The organism is Streptomyces triticagri (assembly GCF_003429565.1).
GTDB classification, from domain to species: domain Bacteria; phylum Actinomycetota; class Actinomycetes; order Streptomycetales; family Streptomycetaceae; genus Streptomyces; species Streptomyces triticagri.
On the sequence record NZ_QUAK01000030.1, the window covers coordinates 1 to 17,294 of the forward strand.

Sequence of the window (17,294 nt, forward strand, 5' to 3'; positions counted from 1 at the left end):
CTCCGGCGCGGCCCGCGGCCGGGACGCGGAGACCGTCGCCGCCTTCCTCGGACGCGCCCTGCCCCGGGGCACCGGCGGCACCGCGCTCGCCGTCCGGGGCGGCCGGCTCCTGTACTGCGGAGGCTTCGGGGCGGCGGACCGCGCCGCCGGCCGCCCGGCGAGCTGCGACACGTCGTACGACATCATGTCGCTCACCAAGCAGTTCACCGCGGCCGCCGTCCTCAAGCTCGAGCTCCTCGGCCGGCTCCGGGTGAGCGATCCGATCAGCCGGTTCCTCGGCCCGGTGCCCGCGGACAAGCGCGGCATCACCGTCGAGCACCTGCTCACCCACACCTCGGGCCTGCCCGAATCGCTCGGCGACGACTACGCCCCGCTCACCCGGGGCCAGTTGATACGCAAGGCGCTCGCCTCCGGGCTCGACTCCCGCCCCGGCAAGGAGTTCCACTACTCCAACACCGGATACAGCCTGCTCGCCGCGATCATCGAGGAGGCCTCCGGCGAGGACTACGAGCCGTTCCTGGTCCGCCACTTGTTCGCACCGGCCGGGATGAAGCACACCGGATATCTGCAGGCCCGCCGGCCCCGCGAGCTGATCGCGGTCGAGTACGACAGCCGCGGCCGCAGCAAGGGCAGGCCCTTCGACCACCCGTGGGCGGCGGACGGCCCGTACTGGAATCTGCGCGGAAACGGCGGCATGCTCTCCACCGCCCCCGACCTGTTCGCCTGGCACCGGGCCCTCACCGGTGACCGGATCCTGCCGGCCGCCGCCCGCGCGCGGCTCCTCGCCCCGCGGGTCCGCGTCCCCGACTCCGACGACTCGTACGGCTACGGCTGGAACGTCCGTGACACCCCCGAGGGCCCGCTCACCTGGCACGACGGCGGCAACGGCTGGTCACTGGCCCTGCTCGCCCGCGCCCCGCGCGACGGCACCATGGTGTTCTGGGTGACCAATCACGTACAGCGCAAGGGGAGTTGGGATCTGGAGGAGCGAGCCGGCGCCGTCACGGAGGGCCTCCTGGAACGGGCACGGGACGGGAACAGTTGAGTACGCGTACTCAGGCGCTCCGGGCGTCCGCGCGGCACCATCGGTCGCATGCTCTGGTCCGACCCCGACAACGAGCCGAATCGGGAGGTGCGCGAGACCCAGGCCATGCTCCGCCGCGCGGGGCTCGTCGTCGCTCTCGCCATGGTCCTCGCGATGTTCGTGCTCGGCCTCCACTGACCCCGCCCCGTACGCCCCCCCCTGGGGCTTGTCCTAGGCTGCACCGCATGACACCCCAGCCCCGCCGCCTCGTCCTCGCTTCGCAGTCCCCGGCCCGGCTCGGGCTGCTCCGGCAGGCCGGTCTCGCCCCGCAGGTGATCGTGAGCGGCGTCGACGAGGACGCGCTGACCGCGCCGGGTCCGGGCGAGCTGGCCCGGGTGCTCGCCGAGGCCAAGGCCGCCGCCGTCGCCGCACGGGACGAGGCCGCCGGGGCCCTGGTCGTCGGCTGCGACTCGGTCCTGGAGCTGGACGGCGAGGCGCTCGGGAAGCCCGCGGACGCCGAGGAGGCCACCGCACGCTGGAAGGCGATGCGCGGCCGGTCCGGCATCCTGCAGACCGGCCAGTGCGTGATCGACACCGCGAGCGGGCGCCGGGCCGCCGCCACCGCGTCCACCACGGTGCACTTCGGCGAGCCCACGGACGCGGAGATCGCGGCGTACGTGGCGAGTGGTGAACCGCTGCACGTGGCGGGCGCGTTCACCCTCGACGGTCGTTCGGCACCGTTCGTGGACGGCATCGAGGGCAACCACGGGACGGTGATCGGGCTCTCGCTGCCGCTGCTGCGCACGCTGCTCGCCGAGCTCGGGGTGTCGATCACCGAGCTGTGGGAGCCGGCCGGTTCGGCCTCCTGAGCCGGGCCGTCAGGCCGCGGCGGGCGCCGCGCCGCCGCCGTTCCCCGCGCCCTGCGCGGGCCGGTCGGACGGTGCGGACCCGTCGCTCTCGGGCGGGTAGCAGACCAGGCTGAACACGATCAGTCCGAGCACCACCATCAGGCCCGCGAAGGCGGTCCAGCCGACGAGGCCCACGCAGAGCGCGCCGAGCACCCCGTGCACCACCGCGGCGGCGATGAGCAGGATCCGCGGGAAGCGGCCGGGCGCCCGGTCCTTGAGCGCGGCGCGCAGCAGCAGCACCCCGCAGCACGCCAGGTAGAGGCCGAAGGCGAAGCCCATGATGCGGGTGGACAGGGACATCGCGTCCGGGTCGAGGCCGGCGAGCGACATCGACTGGTTGTCGACCACGGTTCCGAGGATCCAGTGCAGCATCACGATGCCGACCGCCTCACCGAAGAGCACGATCGCCGCCACCAGGGCCACCGGTCTGCGCGCCACGGCGCCCCACCTCTTCCAGCCGTTACCGCCAGTACTGAAGACATCGCGCACGCTACTAACCGGTAGGTGGTGGGACAAGGGTTCGTGGCCCGGCTTTCACAGGAGATCGCCGGGCCTTCCGGGGCCGCCCGCCCGGACGATTCACCGGACGGCAAAGTTTCCTTCCCCCATTAGTAGGGGTTCCACAAAGAGGGGAGCCGAGGCCGGGACGCGACCGACAGAGATCTGGGCCACACCGGGGAGTTACTGTACGAGTCAAGAACCCGGCGTACCGTGGTGCGACAGGGGATTTCACGATTCCAGCGAACCTCGAATCACGCTCCGTGTGGGCAAGCTCACCATTGGGGACGGGTCGTGGGGCCGTGTTGGCAGTCCCTAAAATCGGCTTGTTCTCAAGGAGGGAGTCATCGTGCGCAAGGTGCTCATCGCCAATCGTGGCGAAATCGCTGTTCGCGTGGCCAGGGCGTGCCGGGATGCCGGGATCGGAAGCGTGGCGGTCTACGCCGATCCGGACCGGGATGCGCTGCATGTCCGCGCGGCCGACGAGGCGTTCGCCCTGGGCGGTGACACACCGGCGACCAGCTACCTGGACATCGGCAAGGTCCTCGCCGCGGCGAAGGACTCGGGCGCCGACGCGATCCACCCCGGCTATGGATTCCTCTCCGAGAACGCCGAGTTCGCGCAGGCCGTGCTTGACGCGGGGCTGATCTGGATCGGTCCGCCGCCGTCCGCGATCCGGGACCTGGGGGACAAGGTCGCCGCCCGGCACATCGCGCAGCGTGCGGGTGCGCCGCTGGTGGCCGGCACGCCGGACCCGGTCAGCGGGTCCGACGAGGTCGTGGCGTTCGCCGAGGAGCACGGACTGCCGATCGCGATCAAGGCCGCGTTCGGTGGCGGCGGGCGCGGGTTGAAGGTGGCCCGCACCCTGGAGGAGGTCCCGGAGCTGTACGACTCCGCGGTGCGTGAGGCGGTCGCCGCCTTCGGCCGTGGCGAGTGCTTCGTCGAGCGGTATCTGGACAAGCCGCGGCACGTGGAGACGCAGTGCCTGGCCGACAAGCACGGCCATGTCGTCGTGGTCTCCACCCGGGACTGCTCGCTGCAGCGCCGGCACCAGAAGCTCGTCGAGGAGGCCCCGGCCCCGTTCCTCTCGCCGGAGCAGAACGAGCAGCTGTACGCCGCCTCGAAGGCCATCCTCAAGGAGGCCGGCTACGTCGGCGCCGGCACCGTGGAGTTCCTGGTCGGCGCGGACGGCACGATCTCCTTCCTGGAGGTCAACACCCGGCTGCAGGTGGAGCACCCGGTCACCGAGGAGGTCACCGGCCTCGACCTGGTCCGCGAGATGTTCCGCATCGCCGACGGCGAGGAGCTCGGCTACGACGACCCTCCGGTGCGCGGGCATTCCTTCGAGTTCCGTATCAACGGCGAGGACCCGGGCCGCAACTTCCTGCCCGCCCCCGGCACCGTGACCACCTTCACCCCGCCGTCCGGACCGGGCGTCCGCCTCGACGCGGGTGTGGAGTCCGGCAGTGTGATCGGCCCGGCGTGGGACTCGCTGCTCGCGAAGCTGATCGTGTCCGGTGCCTCCCGTGAGCAGGCTCTGCAGCGCGCCGCCCGTGCGCTGGCGGAGTTCACCGTGGAGGGCATGGCGACCGCGATCCCGTTCCACCGTGCGGTGGTCACCGATCCGGCCTTCGCTCCCGAACTAACCGGCTCCGCCGATCCGTTCACGGTGCACACCCGGTGGATCGAGACCGAGTTCGTCAATGAGATCAAGCCGTTCGCCGCGGCCACCGACACCGATGCGGAGGAGGAGGCGGACCGCGAGACGGTGGTCGTCGAGGTCGGCGGCAAGCGCCTCGAGGTGTCGCTGCCGTCGTCGCTGGGGATGTCCCTGGCCCGTACGGGGCTGGCGGCGGGGGCGAAGCCGAAGCGGCGTGCGGCCCGCAAGTCGGGTCCGGCGGCCTCCGGTGACACCCTGGCCTCGCCGATGCAGGGCACCATCGTGAAGGTCGCCGTCGAGGAGGGCCAGCAGGTCGAGGAGGGCGAACTCGTCGTCGTACTCGAGGCGATGAAGATGGAACAGCCCCTCAACGCCCACCGCTCCGGCACCGTCAAGGGCCTCACCGCCGAGATCGGTGCCTCCCTCACCGCGGGCGCCGCCATCTGCGAGATCAAGGACTGATCAACCGCACGCGCACCCTCCAAGGGCCCCGCCGGGCAAGGCAGTTGAGGCGGGGCCCTGCGGCGTACGGCCTGCAGATCCGGTAGTGGCATCCTGGAGAGCGGACCACCAGGGCGATCGGGCCCGAGGCACGGAGAGGCGGGAATGCGGTGACGGTATCCGCGGAGGACCGGGCGGCGGGCGAGCCCGGCCGCACCATGCGCGCCGACGCCCGCCGCAACCACGGCCGGCTGCTCGAGTCCGCCCGCACCGCCTTCTCGCAGCAGGGCACGGACGCCTCCCTGGAGGAGATCGCGCGCAGTGCGGGCGTCGGCATCGGCACCCTCTACCGGCACTTTCCGAACCGCCACGCCCTGATGAGCGCGGTCTTCGAGGAGGCGGTGGCCGACCTGCTCGACCGTTCGCGCGCACTGCTCGACGACCCGCGGCCGTGCACGGCCCTGGTGACCTGGCTGCGGGCGGTCGTCCGGCACGCGGGCGAGTACCGGGGCCTGTCCCGGGCGATGATGTCGGTGACCCAGGACGAGGCGTCCGCCCTGGCCCGCTGCAGCAATCCCCTGCGTACGGCGGGCGGTGAGCTCCTGGCCCGGGCCCAGGCGGCCGGATCCGTACGCCCGGACGTCACGATCGGTGACCTTCTCCAGCTCACCAATGCCATCGCCCTGGCCTCCGAGGAGACCCCGTCCGACCCCGATCTGGCGGACCGCCTCCTCACCCTGACCCTCCGCGGCATCACGGCGGACTGCCGGACCGCGTGACCGGTCAGGATCCGTAGAGCGGGAACTCTTCGGTGCGGACCGGTGACGGCAGTGGGGCGGGCAGATCGACCTGCTCCCCGTAGACACCGTTCAACCGCCCCCGGTACTCGCCGTCCTTGGGGCGCGTGTGCAGGGTCCAGCGGCCGGTACGAGGGTCGAGGACGAGCAGTACGGCGACGCCGGCACGGGCGTACCAGCCGTTCTTGTCGGTGATGTCCCTCGCTTTCTCGGACTGCGAGATGACCTCGACAGCAAGGGCCACGTCACGGGGGTCGGCGAGCCAGGAGTCGTCCTCGTCCCACTGCACGGGAAGGACTGCAAGATCGGGCGTCGCGTAATCGTCGGAGTCTTCCGGCATGGCCACGGACGACATCTCGTACGGCGCGAGGTCCGCAGGCAGATGGGCCTCGATCTGCACGCGCAGACGGCGGATCGTGCCCGCGTGCTTGCCCCGCGGGGTGCGGGACATCACGAGACTGCCTCCGATGATTTCGACCTGCAGACCGGTGGATGCCTCAATCTGCTCGGCAACGTCGCGCAAGTTGCCGGGACGCGGGTGCAGCGCAGGAAGGGTCATCACCGTGCACCTCCTCATCGGCGGCCGGTCGATCACGACACGACCGGGCCCGCGTCCCAGTGTGACAGGCGCCCCTGACGAGGGCTTGCTCTCCCTGCCCCCTACCGCCTGCGGAGGTCTGCCACGCGGGCTCGTTCACCCGCGGCCGTCTCCGCCGTGAGGTGGGCGGCGCTGCGCAACTGCGGGGGCGAGCCGGGTGGGTTGACCCGGCGCTGGGCCTGCAGGGGCACGTCCCGGCGTGACTGGCGTCCCGCCGGGGCGGGATCGCCCGCCGGATCGGCTCCCGGGTCGCCCGCGGCGGGACCGGCCACCGCGACCTGCACCCCCTGGTCGGCCAGGGCCTGCAGCTCGGTGGCGGCGCGCTCGTCGTGCACCGGTGGCTCGTCGGTGACGAGATGGGTGATGACGTCCGTCGGCACCGTCTGGAACATGGTGTCGGCGCCGAGCTTGCCGTGGTCGGCCAGGACCACCACCTCGGACGCGGCCTGTACGAGGGCGCGGTCCACGCTCGCCGAGAGCATGTTGGAGGTGGACAGGCCGCGCTCGGCGGTCAGGCCGCTCCCGGACAGGAAGGCGCGGGAGACGCGCAGGCCCTGCAGGGACTGCTCGGCACCGCTGCCCACCAGGGCGTAGTTGGAACCGCGCAGGGTCCCGCCGGTCATCACGACCTCCACGCGGTTCGCATGGGCGAGTGCCTGCGCGACCAGGAGGGAGTTGGTGACGACGGTGAGGCCGGGCACCCGGGCGAGCCGGCGGGCCAGCTCCTGGGTCGTGGTGCCGGCGCCGACCACGATGGCCTCGCCCTCTTCGACGAGGCCCGCGGCGAGATCGGCGATGGCCGTCTTCTCGGCGGTCGCGAGATGGGACTTCTGCGGAAAGCCGGACTCTCGCGTGAATCCGCCCGGCAGTACCGCACCGCCGTGCCGGCGGTCGAGGAGTCCTTCTGCCTCCAGTGCCCGCACGTCCCGCCGTACGGTCACTTCTGAGGTCTGGACGACGCGGGCGAGCTCACGGAGCGAAACCGCCCCGTTGGCCCGCACCATTTCGAGGATCAATTGGCGACGTTCTGCAGCGAACACGAAACTGACAGTAACCCCAACGACCGTCTGCTTTCAGCAGTTTGCGCCGACCAACGGAAATTGTTCGCATCGCGGACCGGGAAGTGGTATAGGCGAACTCCCGTGAAACAGTGGGGTGTTACGCGGCCACGTCACCCCGGCCGCCACCAGGGACCATCGGGCCCCTCAGACCTCGCCCGCGGTCTTGCGGGTGTGCAGCTGCCGGGCCACCTCGGCGATCGATCCCGACAGGGACGGGTACACGGTGAACGCATTTGCGATCTGTTCCACCGTCAGATTGTTGTCGACCGCGATCGAGATGGGGTGGATCAGCTCCGAGGCACGGGGCGCGACGACCACGCCGCCGACCACGATGCCGGTGCCGGGGCGGCAGAAGATCTTGACGAACCCGTCGCGGATACCCTGCATCTTGGCCCGCGGATTGCGGAGCAGCGGCAGCTTCACCATCCGTGCGTCGATCTTGTCGCCGTCGACATCGGCCTGGGTGTAGCCGACGGTGGCGATCTCCGGGTCGGTGAAGACGTTCGACGAGACCGTCTTCAGGTCCAGCGGCTGCACCGCGTCACCGAGGAAGTGGTACATCGCGATCCGGCCCTGCATCGCGGCGACCGAGGCGAGCGCGAAGACGCCGGTCACGTCACCGGCCGCGTACACACCGGGGGCGCTGGTGCGCGAGACCTTGTCGGTCCAGATGTGGCCCGACTCCTTGAGCCGTACGCCGGCCTCCTCCAGGCCCATGCCCTCGCTGTTGGGGATCGCGCCGACCGCCATCAGACAGTGTGAACCGGAGATCACCCGGCCGTCCGAGAGCGTCACCTCGACGCGGTCGCCGACCCGCTTGGCGGAGGCGGCACGGGAGCGCGCCATCACGTTCATCCCGCGGCGCCGGAACACGTCCTCCAGCACGGCGGCCGCGTCCGGGTCCTCGCCGGGCAGCACGCGGTCGCGGGACGAGACGAGCGTGACCCGGGAGCCGAGCGCCTGGTACGCGCCGGCGAACTCGGCGCCCGTGACGCCGGATCCGACCACGATGAGCTCCTCGGGCAGCTCGTCGAGGTCGTAGACCTGAGTCCAGTTGAGGATGCGCTCGCCGTCCGGCAGGGCGTCGGGGATCTCGCGCGGGTGGCCGCCGGTGGAGATCAGGACGGCGTCCGCGGTGAGCGTCTCCTCGCTGCCGTCGGCGGCGCGCACGATGACCTTGCGGGATCCGTCCGCGGCCTGCAGTCCGTCGAGCCGGCCGCGGCCGCGCATCACACGGGCGCCGGCGCGGGTCACGGAAGCGGTGATGTCGTGGGACTGGGCGAGTGCGAGGCGCTTCACGCGGCGGTTGACCTTGCCGAGGTCGACGCCGACGACGCGGGCCGGGGTGTCGACGTGCGGGGTGTCGTCCTCGACGATGATGCCCAGCTCCTCGTAGCTGGAGTCGAAGGTCGTCATCACCTCGGCCGTGGCGATCAGGGTCTTCGACGGTACGCAGTCGGTCAGCACCGATGCCCCGCCGAGTCCGTCGCAGTCGACGACGGTCACCTCCGCGCCGAGTTGAGCCGCCACCAGGGCCGCTTCGTATCCGCCGGGTCCGCCACCGATGATCACGATCCGAGTCACGTACTCCATTGTCCCGCACGCTTCAACGTGATTCGCGGCGGGGGCGGCATCCGTGCGGGGTGCCGGACGGCGCGAACGCGGTGGGTCCCTGCCGTACCCTCGGTCACATGTCGCTCTACGCCGCGTACGCCGGCAATCTCGACGCGCGGCTCATGTCCCGCCGCGCCCCGCATTCGCCGCTGCGTGCCACGGGCTGGCTCAACGGCTGGCGGCTGACGTTCGGCGGTGAGCACATGGGCTGGGAGGGCGCACTCGCCACGGTCGTGGAGGCGCCCCGCTCGCAGGTCTTCGTGACGCTGTACGACATCGCCCCGCTCGACCAGGACTCGATGGACCGCTGGGAGGGTGTCGGGCTCGACATATACCGGCGGATGCGGGTGCGCGTGGAGACGCTCGAGGGGGAGCTGCCGGCGTGGGTCTACGTCCTCAACGGGTACGAGGGCGGGCTGCCGTCCGCGCGGTATCTGGGGGAGATCGCGGATGCGGCGGAGTCTGCCGGAGCGCCGCATGACTACGTCATGGAGTTGCGGAAGCGGCCCTGTTGAGGGTTTCCCTTCTGGGGCTGCCGGGTGCCGGTTGGGGTGTGGTCGGGTTTTCCAGCCCCGGCGCTGGGCGCCTTGTCCTCAAGCGCCGGACGGGCTGAATAATCGCCCTCCGGGCTCGTCCTCAAGCGCCGGACCGGCTGGATGGATCGCCCTGCGGACTCGTTCATCGAGTGCCGGACCGGCTGAGTTGCGGGCCTGCTGGGTGGGCCGTTGGGTCTTTGTCCAAAGTGGCTGGGGGGAGTTTGTCTCACCCGCGTCTACGCGCGTAGGCCCGGAGCCGCTACCCTCGACCGCGTGAACGCTTCTGTTATCCCGGACATGGCCGGCGCCGATCCCTACGCGCACGCCGACGCCGCCGCGGCCCGCCTGCGCGAGCTCACCGGCATCGACGCCCACGACGTGGCCCTGGTGATGGGCTCGGGCTGGGCCCCCGCCGTCGACGCACTGGGCGAGCCCGTCGCCGAGTTCCCGGTCACCGAGCTGCCCGGCTTCCCGCCGCCCGCGGTCGAGGGCCACGGCGGCAAGCTCCGCTCGTACCGGACCGGGGAGAAGCGTTCCCTCGTCTTCCTCGGGCGTACGCACTACTACGAGGGCCGCGGTGTCGCCGCCGTCGCGCACGGGGTGCGTACCGCCGTCGCCGCCGGCTGCAAGACCATCGTCCTGACCAACGGCTGCGGCGGCCTGCGCGAGGGCATGCGCCCGGGCCAGCCGGTGCTGATCAGCGACCACATCAATCTGACGGCCACCTCCCCGATCGTCGGCGCGAATTTCGTGGACCTCACCGACCTCTACTCCCCCCGCCTGCGCGCCCTGTGCAAGGAGGTCGACCCGAGCCTGGAGGAGGGCGTCTACGCCCAGTTCCCCGGGCCGCACTACGAGACGCCGGCCGAGATCCGGATGGCCCGGACGATCGGCGCCGACCTGGTCGGCATGTCCACCGTGCTCGAGGCGATCGCCGCCCGTGAGGCCGGCGCCGAGGTGCTCGGCCTCTCCCTGGTCACCAATCTGGCCGCCGGCATGACCGGCGAACCGCTGAACCACGAAGAGGTCCTGCAGGCCGGCCGGGACTCCGCGGCCCGGATGGGTTCGCTGCTCGCCCAGGTCCTCGGCCGCATCTGAGCCACCCGGACGCAGGGGTACGGGGCGGCGCGCGGACGTCGCCGCGCCGCCGTGCCCTGCGGCGGGCCGGCCCCCGCGGCCCGACACTGGTGACCGGAGCGGCAGCGCGCGGCGGCGGCCGCGGACGCAGACACACGACGAGAGGCTGTACGACGTGCAGGACGCGCAGGACGACCTGATCGCCCGGGCCGAGGCCTGGCTGGCCGAGGACCCCGACCCGGGCACCCGGCAGGAGCTGGCGGCCCTCGTCGAGGCGGGCGACGTCACCGAGCTGTCCGAACGGTTCGCCGGGACCCTGCAGTTCGGCACCGCGGGACTCCGCGGCGAGCTGGGCGCGGGCCCGATGCGGATGAACCGCGCGGTGGTCATCCGCGCCGCGGCCGGCCTCGCGGCGTATCTGACCGAGCAGGGTCACGCGGGCGGCCTCGTCGTCATCGGCTACGACGCCCGCTACAAGTCGGCCGACTTCGCCCGCGACACCGCGGCCGTGCTGACGGGCGCCGGCCTGCGCGCGGCCGTGCTGCCGCGCCCGCTGCCCACTCCCGTCCTCGCCTTCGCCGTACGCCACCTCGGCGCGGTGGCCGGCGTCGAGGTGACCGCCAGCCACAACCCGCCGCGGGACAACGGCTACAAGGTGTACCTGGGCGGGGCGGCGCTCGGCGCGGACGCCGACGCCGGCGGCTCCCAGATCGTGCCGCCCGCGGACGCCGAGATCGCCGCCGAGATCGCGGCGGTCGGCCCGCTGGCCGGCGTCCCGCTCCCGGACGGCGGCTGGGAGACCCTCGACGACTCGGTGGTCGAGGCGTATCTCGCACGGGCCACGGACGTCCTCACGCCGGACTCGCCGCGCGAGCTGAAGGTGGTCTACACACCCCTGCACGGCGTCGGCGCCGCCACCCTGACCGCCGCCTTCACCCGCGCCGGCTTCCCGGCCCCGGCCGTCGTCGCCGAACAGGCCGACCCCGACCCGGACTTCCCCACGGTCTCCTTCCCGAACCCGGAGGAGCCCGGCGCGATGGACCTGGCCTTCGCCACGGCCGCCCGTACCGCGCCCGACCTCGTGCTTGCCAACGACCCCGACGCGGACCGCTGCGCCGTGGCCGTACCGGACGCCTCGGCTCCGGCCGGCTGGCGGATGCTGCGCGGCGACGAGGTGGGCGCGCTGCTCGCCACCCACCTGGTCCGCAAGGGCGCCCGCGGCACCTTCGCCACCACGATCGTGTCCTCGTCCCTGCTCGGCCGCATCGCCGCCGCGGCCGGCCTCGGCTACACCGAGACGCTCACCGGCTTCAAGTGGCTGGCCCGCGCGGACGGCCTGCGATACGCGTACGAGGAGGCGCTCGGGTACTGCGTGGACCCCGCCGGCGTACGGGACAAGGACGGCATCACCGCGGCCCTGCTCGTCGCCGAACTGGCCGCCGGGCTCAAGGCGGAGGGCCGCGGCCTCACCGACCTCCTGGACGAACTCGCCGTCGAGCACGGCCTGCACGCCACGGACCAGCTGTCGGTGCGGGTCGACGACCTGTCCCTGATCGCCGATGCGATGAAGCGGCTCCGCGAACACCCGCCGACCGCTCTCGGCGGTCTGCCGGTCACCCGCACCGACGACCTCACCGACGGCTCCCAGGAACTGCCTCCCACGGACGGCCTGCGCTACACGCTCGACGGCGCCCGCGTCGTGGTCCGCCCCAGCGGCACCGAGCCCAAGCTCAAGTGCTATCTCGAGGTGGTGGTACCGGTCTCGGACACCACCCGGGTGACCGAGGCCCGCGCCACGGCACAGTCCCGCATCGCCACGATCAAGCAGGACCTGTCGAAGGCAGCGGGCCTCTGACGAACCCCGGGCGCCCCGCACAGCGCCAAGAGCACGAGCCTGCCCTCCGGCGTACACCACCCGGCACCACAGACCTCGCCCGCGCCCGAGCTTCACCGAGTCCGCCCTGACCGACCCCCGCGGCACGGCCGACCGCCGCGGCCTCGTACGGCGCCCGCGTCGTACTCCGCCCCAGCGGCACCGAGCCCAAGCTCAAGTGCTATCTCGAGGTGGTGGTACCGGTCTCGGACACCACCCGGGTGACCGAGGCCCGCGCCACGGCACAGTCCCGCATCGCCGCGATCAAGCAGGACCTGTCGAAGGCAGCGGGCCTCTGACGGGCCCGCACCGGTGCCGGCATCCCGAGTGTCCTACGGCGTGCGGACGATCCCGCCCGAGAGCTCGACCGCGGCCGTCCTCCGGTGCTCGGGAACGGCGGCGTCCAGCGGCGGCACCTCGTGCACCAGGGCCGCGGGCTCGCCGCCGGCCGCCGCCGTGTACTGCTCGCCGCGCACGGACCGCGGACCGTCACCTGCGACGGCGGCCGCGTCGGCCAAGCGGATCGACACCAGGCCGGCCGACGTACGGGCCGCACGCGCCGCCGCCTCCGGCGGCACGAGGGACGGCCGCGGCGTCGTACGGCGCCGGATCCCGAGGCGGTGCCGGGGTCAGCCGACGGCGAAGAGGACCGCGAGCAGGATCGCGCCCGCGACGACCGGGGCCATGATCTCGTAGGCCCAGCGGACGACCGGCTCGCCCTGGGCGGCGGAGTCCTCGGCGTGCAGTTCGGCGAGCTCGCGCAGATCGTCGAGCGCCTGGTCGGAAGGGGCCCGGGTGGGGCCGGAGTTGCGGCCGGTCTGCAGCAGCGGGGTGCGGGCGTTCGGGTCGTCGAGCGAGGCCTGCATCTGGCGGCGGGCCGCGCGCTTGCGGGCGCGCAGGGAGACCGGGATCGCCCAGAGCTGGTACTTGTCGCCGCCCGTGGTGAAGACCTCGCTGGAGTATCCGGAGCGGAGTGTCTCGACGGAGGCCCAGGGCAGCGTGATCGTACGGAACGGGTTGCGGATCTTGAGGCGTTCGGTGTTGACGTACACCGCGGGGCGCACCGTGTACGCGACGACCAGCGGCACGGCGAGGACGAGGCCCGCGAGGGCGAACCAGGGTGTGCGGCCCTCGCCGCGGATCAGCGCGTCACCGCCGAGCCAGGCCGCGAGCGCGAGCAGCAGCACGCCGCCGGCGATGCCGGCGCCCGACCGGAAGACGCGGTCGGCGTAGGGCGTCTCGGCGGGGGCAGGATCGGGGCTCGTCATAGCCCCGATTCTGCCGCATGTTGCCTCACGGCAGGGTGCCGGGTGTCCCAAGCTGCGCTGCGCTGTGGATCCGGTTCACAGGCCCGGCCTGGCGGCCTTGTCCTCAAGCGCCGGACGGGCTGGGGGATGCCCGGTGGACCCCTGTACAAGCGACTACGCGCGTAGATATGCTCAGCTCGTGAGCATGCCCAACACCCCACCCGCAGACGCGCCAGCGTCGCCCGCATCCACCGACCCGGCCGCGTCGTTCACCGACGCCACCGCGTCGAACCACGCGCTCCGCGCGTTTCTGCACGGGCTCCCCGGCGTGGACGCCGTGGGCCTGGAGGCGCGGGCCGCCGCCCTCGGGACGCGTTCGATCAAGACGTCGGCCAAGGCGTACGCCATCGATCTGGCCATCTCGATGATCGACCTGACGACCCTGGAGGGCGCCGACACCCCGGGCAAGGTCGGATCGCTCGGCGCGAAGGCCGTCCACCCGGACCCCACCGACCGCGAGACCCCCCGTACCGCCGCCGTCTGCGTCTACCCGGACATGGTCGCGACGGCGAAGGAGGCCGTGGCCGGCTCCGGCGTGAAGGTGGCCTCCGTCGCCACCGCCTTCCCGGCCGGCCGCGCCGCCCTCGGCGTGAAGCTCGCGGACGTACGGGACGCGGTCGACGCGGGCGCCGACGAGGTGGACATGGTCATCGACCGCGGCGCCTTCCTGGCCGGCAACTACCTCAAGGTGTACGAGGAGATCCGCGCCGTGAAGGAGGCCTCCGGCGACGCCCGGTTGAAGGTGATCTTCGAGACCGGCGAGCTGTCGACGTACGACAACATCCGGCGGGCCAGCTGGCTCGGGATGATCGCGGGGGCGGACTTCATCAAGACGTCGACGGGGAAGGTCGGGGTCAACGCCACCCCCGCCAACACCCTGCTCATGCTCCAGGCCGTACGCGACTTCCGCGAGCGGACCGGCGTGCAGGTCGGCGTGAAGCCGGCCGGCGGCATCCGTACCTCCAAGGACGCGGTGAAGTTCCTCGTCCTGGTCAACGAGACCGCGGGCGAGGACTGGCTGGACAACCGCTGGTTCCGCTTCGGCGCCTCCAGCCTGCTCAACGATCTGCTGATGCAGCGTCAGAAGCTGGCCACCGGCCGCTACTCCGGCCCCGATTACGTGACGGTGGACTGATCACCATGGCAAGCACGGCATTCGACTACGCACCCGCACCCGAGTCCCGCTCGGTCGTCGACATCGCGCCCTCGTACGGCCTCTTCATCGACGGCGAGTTCACCGAAGCCGCCGACGGCAAGGTCTTCAAGTCGGTGTCCCCGGCGACCGAGGAGGTGCTCTCCGAGGTCGCACAGGCCGGCACCGAGGACGTCGACCGTGCGGTGCGCGCCGCCCGCAGGGCGTTCACCGGCTGGTCCGCACTTCCGGGCGCCGAGCGCGCCAAGTATCTCTTCCGGATCGCCCGGATCATCCAGGAGCGCTCGCGTGAGCTGGCCGTCCTGGAGACCCTGGACAACGGCAAGCCGATCCGCGAGACCCGCGACGCCGATCTCCCGCTCGTCGCCGCGCACTTCTTCTACTACGCGGGCTGGGCGGACAAGCTCGAGCACGCCGGGTTCGGCCCGGATCCGCGGCCGTTGGGCGTCGCGGGCCAGGTCATCCCGTGGAACTTCCCGCTGCTGATGCTCGCGTGGAAGATCGCCCCGGCGCTCGCCGCGGGCAACACGGTGGTGCTGAAGCCCGCCGAGACCACCCCGCTCTCCGCCCTGTTCTTCGCGGACATCTGCCGCCAGGCCGGGCTGCCGAAGGGCGTCGTCAACATCCTTCCCGGGTACGGCGATGCGGGCGCGGCCCTGACCGCGCACGAGGGTGTCGACAAGGTCGCCTTCACCGGGTCGACGGCGGTGGGCAAGGAGATCGCCCGGACGCTCGCCGGCACCGGCAAGCGCCTCACGCTCGAACTCGGCGGCAAGGGCGCCAACATCGTCTTCGACGACGCCCCGGTCGACCAGGCCGTCGAGGGCATCGTCAGCGGCATCTTCTTCAACCAGGGCCAGGTCTGCTGCGCCGGATCCCGGCTCCTCGTACAGGAGTCGGTCCAGGAGGAGGTGCTTGACGCGCTCAAGCGGCGTCTGTCGACGCTGCGGCTCGGCGATCCGCTGGACAAGAACACCGACATCGGCGCCATCAACTCGGCGGAGCAGCTGTCCCGTATCACCGCGCTCGTCGAGACCGGCGAGGCGGAGGGCGCGGAGCGCTGGTCCGCGCCGTGCGAACTCCCGTCCGCGGGCTACTGGTTCGCGCCGACCCTCTTCACCGGCGTCACCCAGGCGCACACGGTCGCCCGGGACGAGATCTTCGGCCCGGTGCTCTCGGTGCTCACCTTCCGTACGCCCGAGGAGGCCGTCGCCAAGGCGAACAACACTCCGTACGGGCTCTCCGCCGGCATCTGGACCGAGAAGGGCTCGCGGATCCTTGCGGTCGCCGACCGGCTCCGTGCCGGTGTGGTGTGGGCCAACACCTTCAACAAGTTCGACCCGACCTCGCCGTTCGGCGGCTACCAGGAGTCGGGCTTCGGCCGCGAGGGCGGCCGGCACGGCCTCGGGGCGTACCTCTCCACGTCCGGCCGGGAGGGCGAGCGATGAGCAGCAAGAGCAGCACGGACACCGCACGGGCGGCACGGCTCGGCGTACTGAAGACCTACAAGCTGTACGTGGGCGGCAAGTTCCCCCGCAGCGAGAGCGGCCGGGTGTACGAGGTGAGTGACGCGAAGGGCAACTGGCTGGCGAACGCCCCGCAGGCGTCCCGCAAGGACGCCCGCGACGCGGTGGTCGCCGCGCGCAAGGCCTTCGGCGGCTGGGCGGGGGCGACCGCGTATCTGCGCGGGCAGATCCTGTACCGGATCGCGGAGATGCTGGAGGGCCGCCGCGACCAGTTCGCACGCGAAGTGGCCGAGGCCGAGGGCCTGTCGAAGTCCAAGGCGGCGGCGCAGGTGGACGCGGCGATCGACCGCTGGGTCTGGTACGCGGGCTGGACCGACAAGATCGCGCAGGTGGCGGGCGCCGCGAATCCGGTGGCCGGCCCGTACTTCAATCTCTCCTCGCCGGAGCCGACCGGTGTGGTCGCGGTGCTCGCGCCGCAGGAGTCCTCGTTCCTCGGGCTCGTCTCGGTCCTCGCACCGGTGATCGCCACGGGCAACACGGCGGTCCTGGTGGCCTCCGAGCGCGCCCCGCTGCCCGCCCTCTCGCTGTCCGAGGTGCTCGCCACCTCCGATCTGCCGGGCGGTGTGGTGAACGTCCTGTCCGGACGTACGGCGGAGATCGCCGCGCCGCTCGCCGCGCACCAGGACGTCAACGCGATCGATCTGACCGGCGCCGAGGACGCGGACCTGGCCCGCGATCTGGAGGCGGCGGCCGCGGAGAACCTCAAGCGCGTCCTGCGTCCACAGCCTGTGGATCTCGCGGCCGACCCGGGCACCCACCGCCTGACGGCCTTCCTGGAGACCAAGACGGTGTGGCACCCGACGGGGTCGCTCGGCGCCTCCGGCTCGGGGTACTGAGCCGGACGCCGTCAACCGGCGCGCTGCGCCTGCGCGTTGACGAGGCCCCGCCGCCCTTCCCGGGTGGCGGGGCCTCGCCCCGTACGAGCCGCCGTCGTCAGCCCGGCAGCAGGCCGGTGACCTGACCGGCGACCGGCAGGTCGCTCAGCGCGGCGCCGCGGGCGAGCGGCCCCGTCACGAGCTCCGTGGACAGCGGCTTGAAGTCGGCGATCTGGGTGCCGACCGCGTTGTTCAGCGGGTCGACCGCCGTGTTCGCCAGCGGGTTCAGCTGGAGGTCGGTGGCCGGGGCGAGGCCGTTGCCCACCGCGCTCTGCAGGCCCGCCGCGGCGGCCGCGCCGGGCTCCATCGCGTCCGGCGCCGAGGCCCCGGCGGCCTGCTCGGCGGG

The 17,294-nt window shown here is 72.2% G+C and carries 18 protein-coding genes and 1 pseudogene; 12 read left to right on the plus strand and 7 right to left on the minus strand.

Annotated features, from left to right (window positions below):
* The 3 genes from DY218_RS06775 to DY218_RS06780 all read left to right on the plus strand — a co-directional run.
* Positions 1–1,045, plus strand: a 1,045-nt coding sequence (locus DY218_RS06775; RefSeq protein WP_147336123.1) for a serine hydrolase domain-containing protein, incomplete at its 5' end; no start/stop codon positions are given.
* Between the two features lie 48 nt (positions 1,046–1,093).
* On the plus strand, positions 1,094–1,222 hold the full coding sequence (gene mmpB / locus DY218_RS35585) for a morphogenic membrane protein MmpB (protein WP_267899365.1): 129 nt from the start codon (positions 1,094–1,096) through the stop codon (positions 1,220–1,222).
* A 47-nt stretch (positions 1,223–1,269) separates the two neighbouring features.
* Positions 1,270–1,893 carry a nucleoside triphosphate pyrophosphatase gene (locus DY218_RS06780; protein WP_128555004.1) on the plus strand — a complete coding sequence of 208 codons (624 nt, stop codon included), beginning with the start codon at positions 1,270–1,272 and terminating at the stop codon, positions 1,891–1,893.
* 9 nt (positions 1,894–1,902) lie between these two features.
* Here DY218_RS06780 and DY218_RS06785 read toward each other — a convergent pair whose 3' ends face one another.
* Positions 1,903–2,370 carry a hypothetical protein gene (locus DY218_RS06785; RefSeq protein ID WP_128555005.1) on the minus strand — a complete coding sequence of 156 codons (468 nt, stop codon included), beginning with the start codon at positions 2,368–2,370 and terminating at the stop codon, positions 1,903–1,905.
* A gap of 409 nt (positions 2,371–2,779) precedes the next feature.
* On the opposite strand from DY218_RS06785, the gene DY218_RS06790 reads away from it, so the two are divergent.
* Together DY218_RS06790 and DY218_RS06795 are read left to right on the plus strand one after the other, a co-directional pair.
* The gene (locus DY218_RS06790) at positions 2,780–4,552 is read left to right on the plus strand and encodes an acetyl/propionyl/methylcrotonyl-CoA carboxylase subunit alpha (RefSeq protein ID WP_128555006.1); all 1,773 of its coding nucleotides are present in this window, start codon (positions 2,780–2,782) and stop codon (positions 4,550–4,552) included.
* Between the two features lie 197 nt (positions 4,553–4,749).
* Entirely contained in the window at positions 4,750–5,310 is a 561-nt protein-coding gene (locus DY218_RS06795) for a TetR/AcrR family transcriptional regulator (protein ID WP_128555018.1), read from the plus strand.
* A gap of 4 nt (positions 5,311–5,314) precedes the next feature.
* On the opposite strand, the gene DY218_RS06800 is transcribed toward DY218_RS06795, so the two are convergent.
* The 3 genes from DY218_RS06800 to DY218_RS06810 all read right to left on the minus strand — a co-directional run bounded on the left by DY218_RS06800 (position 5,315) and on the right by DY218_RS06810 (position 8,580).
* Entirely contained in the window at positions 5,315–5,887 is a 573-nt protein-coding gene (locus tag DY218_RS06800) for a Uma2 family endonuclease (protein ID WP_128555007.1), read from the minus strand.
* A 101-nt stretch (positions 5,888–5,988) separates the two neighbouring features.
* Positions 5,989–6,966: a DeoR/GlpR family DNA-binding transcription regulator gene (locus tag DY218_RS06805; protein WP_128555008.1), complete on the minus strand. Its 978-nt coding sequence runs from the start codon at positions 6,964–6,966 to the stop codon at positions 5,989–5,991.
* Positions 6,967–7,131: 165 nt separating this feature from the next.
* Positions 7,132–8,580 (minus strand): NAD(P)H-quinone dehydrogenase, encoded by a 1,449-nt coding sequence (locus DY218_RS06810; protein ID WP_128555009.1) that lies wholly within the window; start codon positions 8,578–8,580, stop codon positions 7,132–7,134.
* 98 nt (positions 8,581–8,678) lie between these two features.
* On the opposite strand from DY218_RS06810, the gene DY218_RS06815 reads away from it, so the two are divergent.
* The 4 genes and pseudogenes from DY218_RS06815 to DY218_RS06830 all read left to right on the plus strand — a co-directional run.
* Positions 8,679–9,116: a gamma-glutamylcyclotransferase gene (locus DY218_RS06815; RefSeq protein WP_128555010.1), complete on the plus strand. Its 438-nt coding sequence runs from the start codon at positions 8,679–8,681 to the stop codon at positions 9,114–9,116.
* Positions 9,117–9,410: 294 nt separating this feature from the next.
* Positions 9,411–10,235, plus strand: coding sequence for a purine-nucleoside phosphorylase (locus tag DY218_RS06820; protein WP_128555011.1), 825 nt, complete (start codon positions 9,411–9,413; stop codon positions 10,233–10,235).
* Between the two features lie 154 nt (positions 10,236–10,389).
* Positions 10,390–12,069, plus strand: coding sequence for a phospho-sugar mutase (locus DY218_RS06825; protein WP_128555012.1), 1,680 nt, complete (start codon positions 10,390–10,392; stop codon positions 12,067–12,069).
* A gap of 128 nt (positions 12,070–12,197) precedes the next feature.
* Positions 12,198–12,386, plus strand: a pseudogene (locus tag DY218_RS06830) (phospho-sugar mutase); the annotation flags it as partial.
* Between the two features lie 33 nt (positions 12,387–12,419).
* On the opposite strand, the gene DY218_RS06835 reads toward DY218_RS06830, so the two are convergent.
* Both DY218_RS06835 and DY218_RS06840 read right to left on the minus strand, forming a co-directional pair.
* On the minus strand, positions 12,420–12,665 hold the full coding sequence (locus tag DY218_RS06835) for a hypothetical protein (protein WP_158573988.1): 246 nt from the start codon (positions 12,663–12,665) through the stop codon (positions 12,420–12,422).
* A 51-nt stretch (positions 12,666–12,716) separates the two neighbouring features.
* Entirely contained in the window at positions 12,717–13,355 is a 639-nt protein-coding gene (locus DY218_RS06840) for a PH domain-containing protein (protein ID WP_128555014.1), read from the minus strand.
* Between the two features lie 184 nt (positions 13,356–13,539).
* Here DY218_RS06840 and deoC point away from each other — a divergent pair, with 184 nt between their 5' ends.
* Genes deoC through DY218_RS06855 form a run of 3 tightly spaced genes read left to right on the plus strand, consistent with a single transcriptional unit; the run spans position 13,540 to position 16,909 of the window.
* Positions 13,540–14,529, plus strand: a complete 990-nt coding sequence (deoC, locus tag DY218_RS06845; protein ID WP_128555019.1) for a deoxyribose-phosphate aldolase — start codon at positions 13,540–13,542, stop codon at positions 14,527–14,529.
* Positions 14,530–14,534: 5 nt separating this feature from the next.
* Entirely contained in the window at positions 14,535–15,995 is a 1,461-nt protein-coding gene (locus DY218_RS06850) for an aldehyde dehydrogenase family protein (RefSeq protein WP_128555015.1), read from the plus strand.
* Positions 15,992–16,909 carry an aldehyde dehydrogenase family protein gene (locus tag DY218_RS06855; RefSeq protein ID WP_128555016.1) on the plus strand — a complete coding sequence of 306 codons (918 nt, stop codon included), beginning with the start codon at positions 15,992–15,994 and terminating at the stop codon, positions 16,907–16,909. The genes DY218_RS06850 and DY218_RS06855 overlap by 4 nt, the downstream gene beginning before the upstream one ends.
* A 97-nt stretch (positions 16,910–17,006) precedes the next feature.
* Here the strand turns inward: DY218_RS06855 and DY218_RS06860 are convergent.
* Positions 17,007–17,294 (minus strand): hypothetical protein (locus DY218_RS06860; RefSeq protein ID WP_128555017.1); only part of this gene is annotated, 288 nt, incomplete at its 5' end.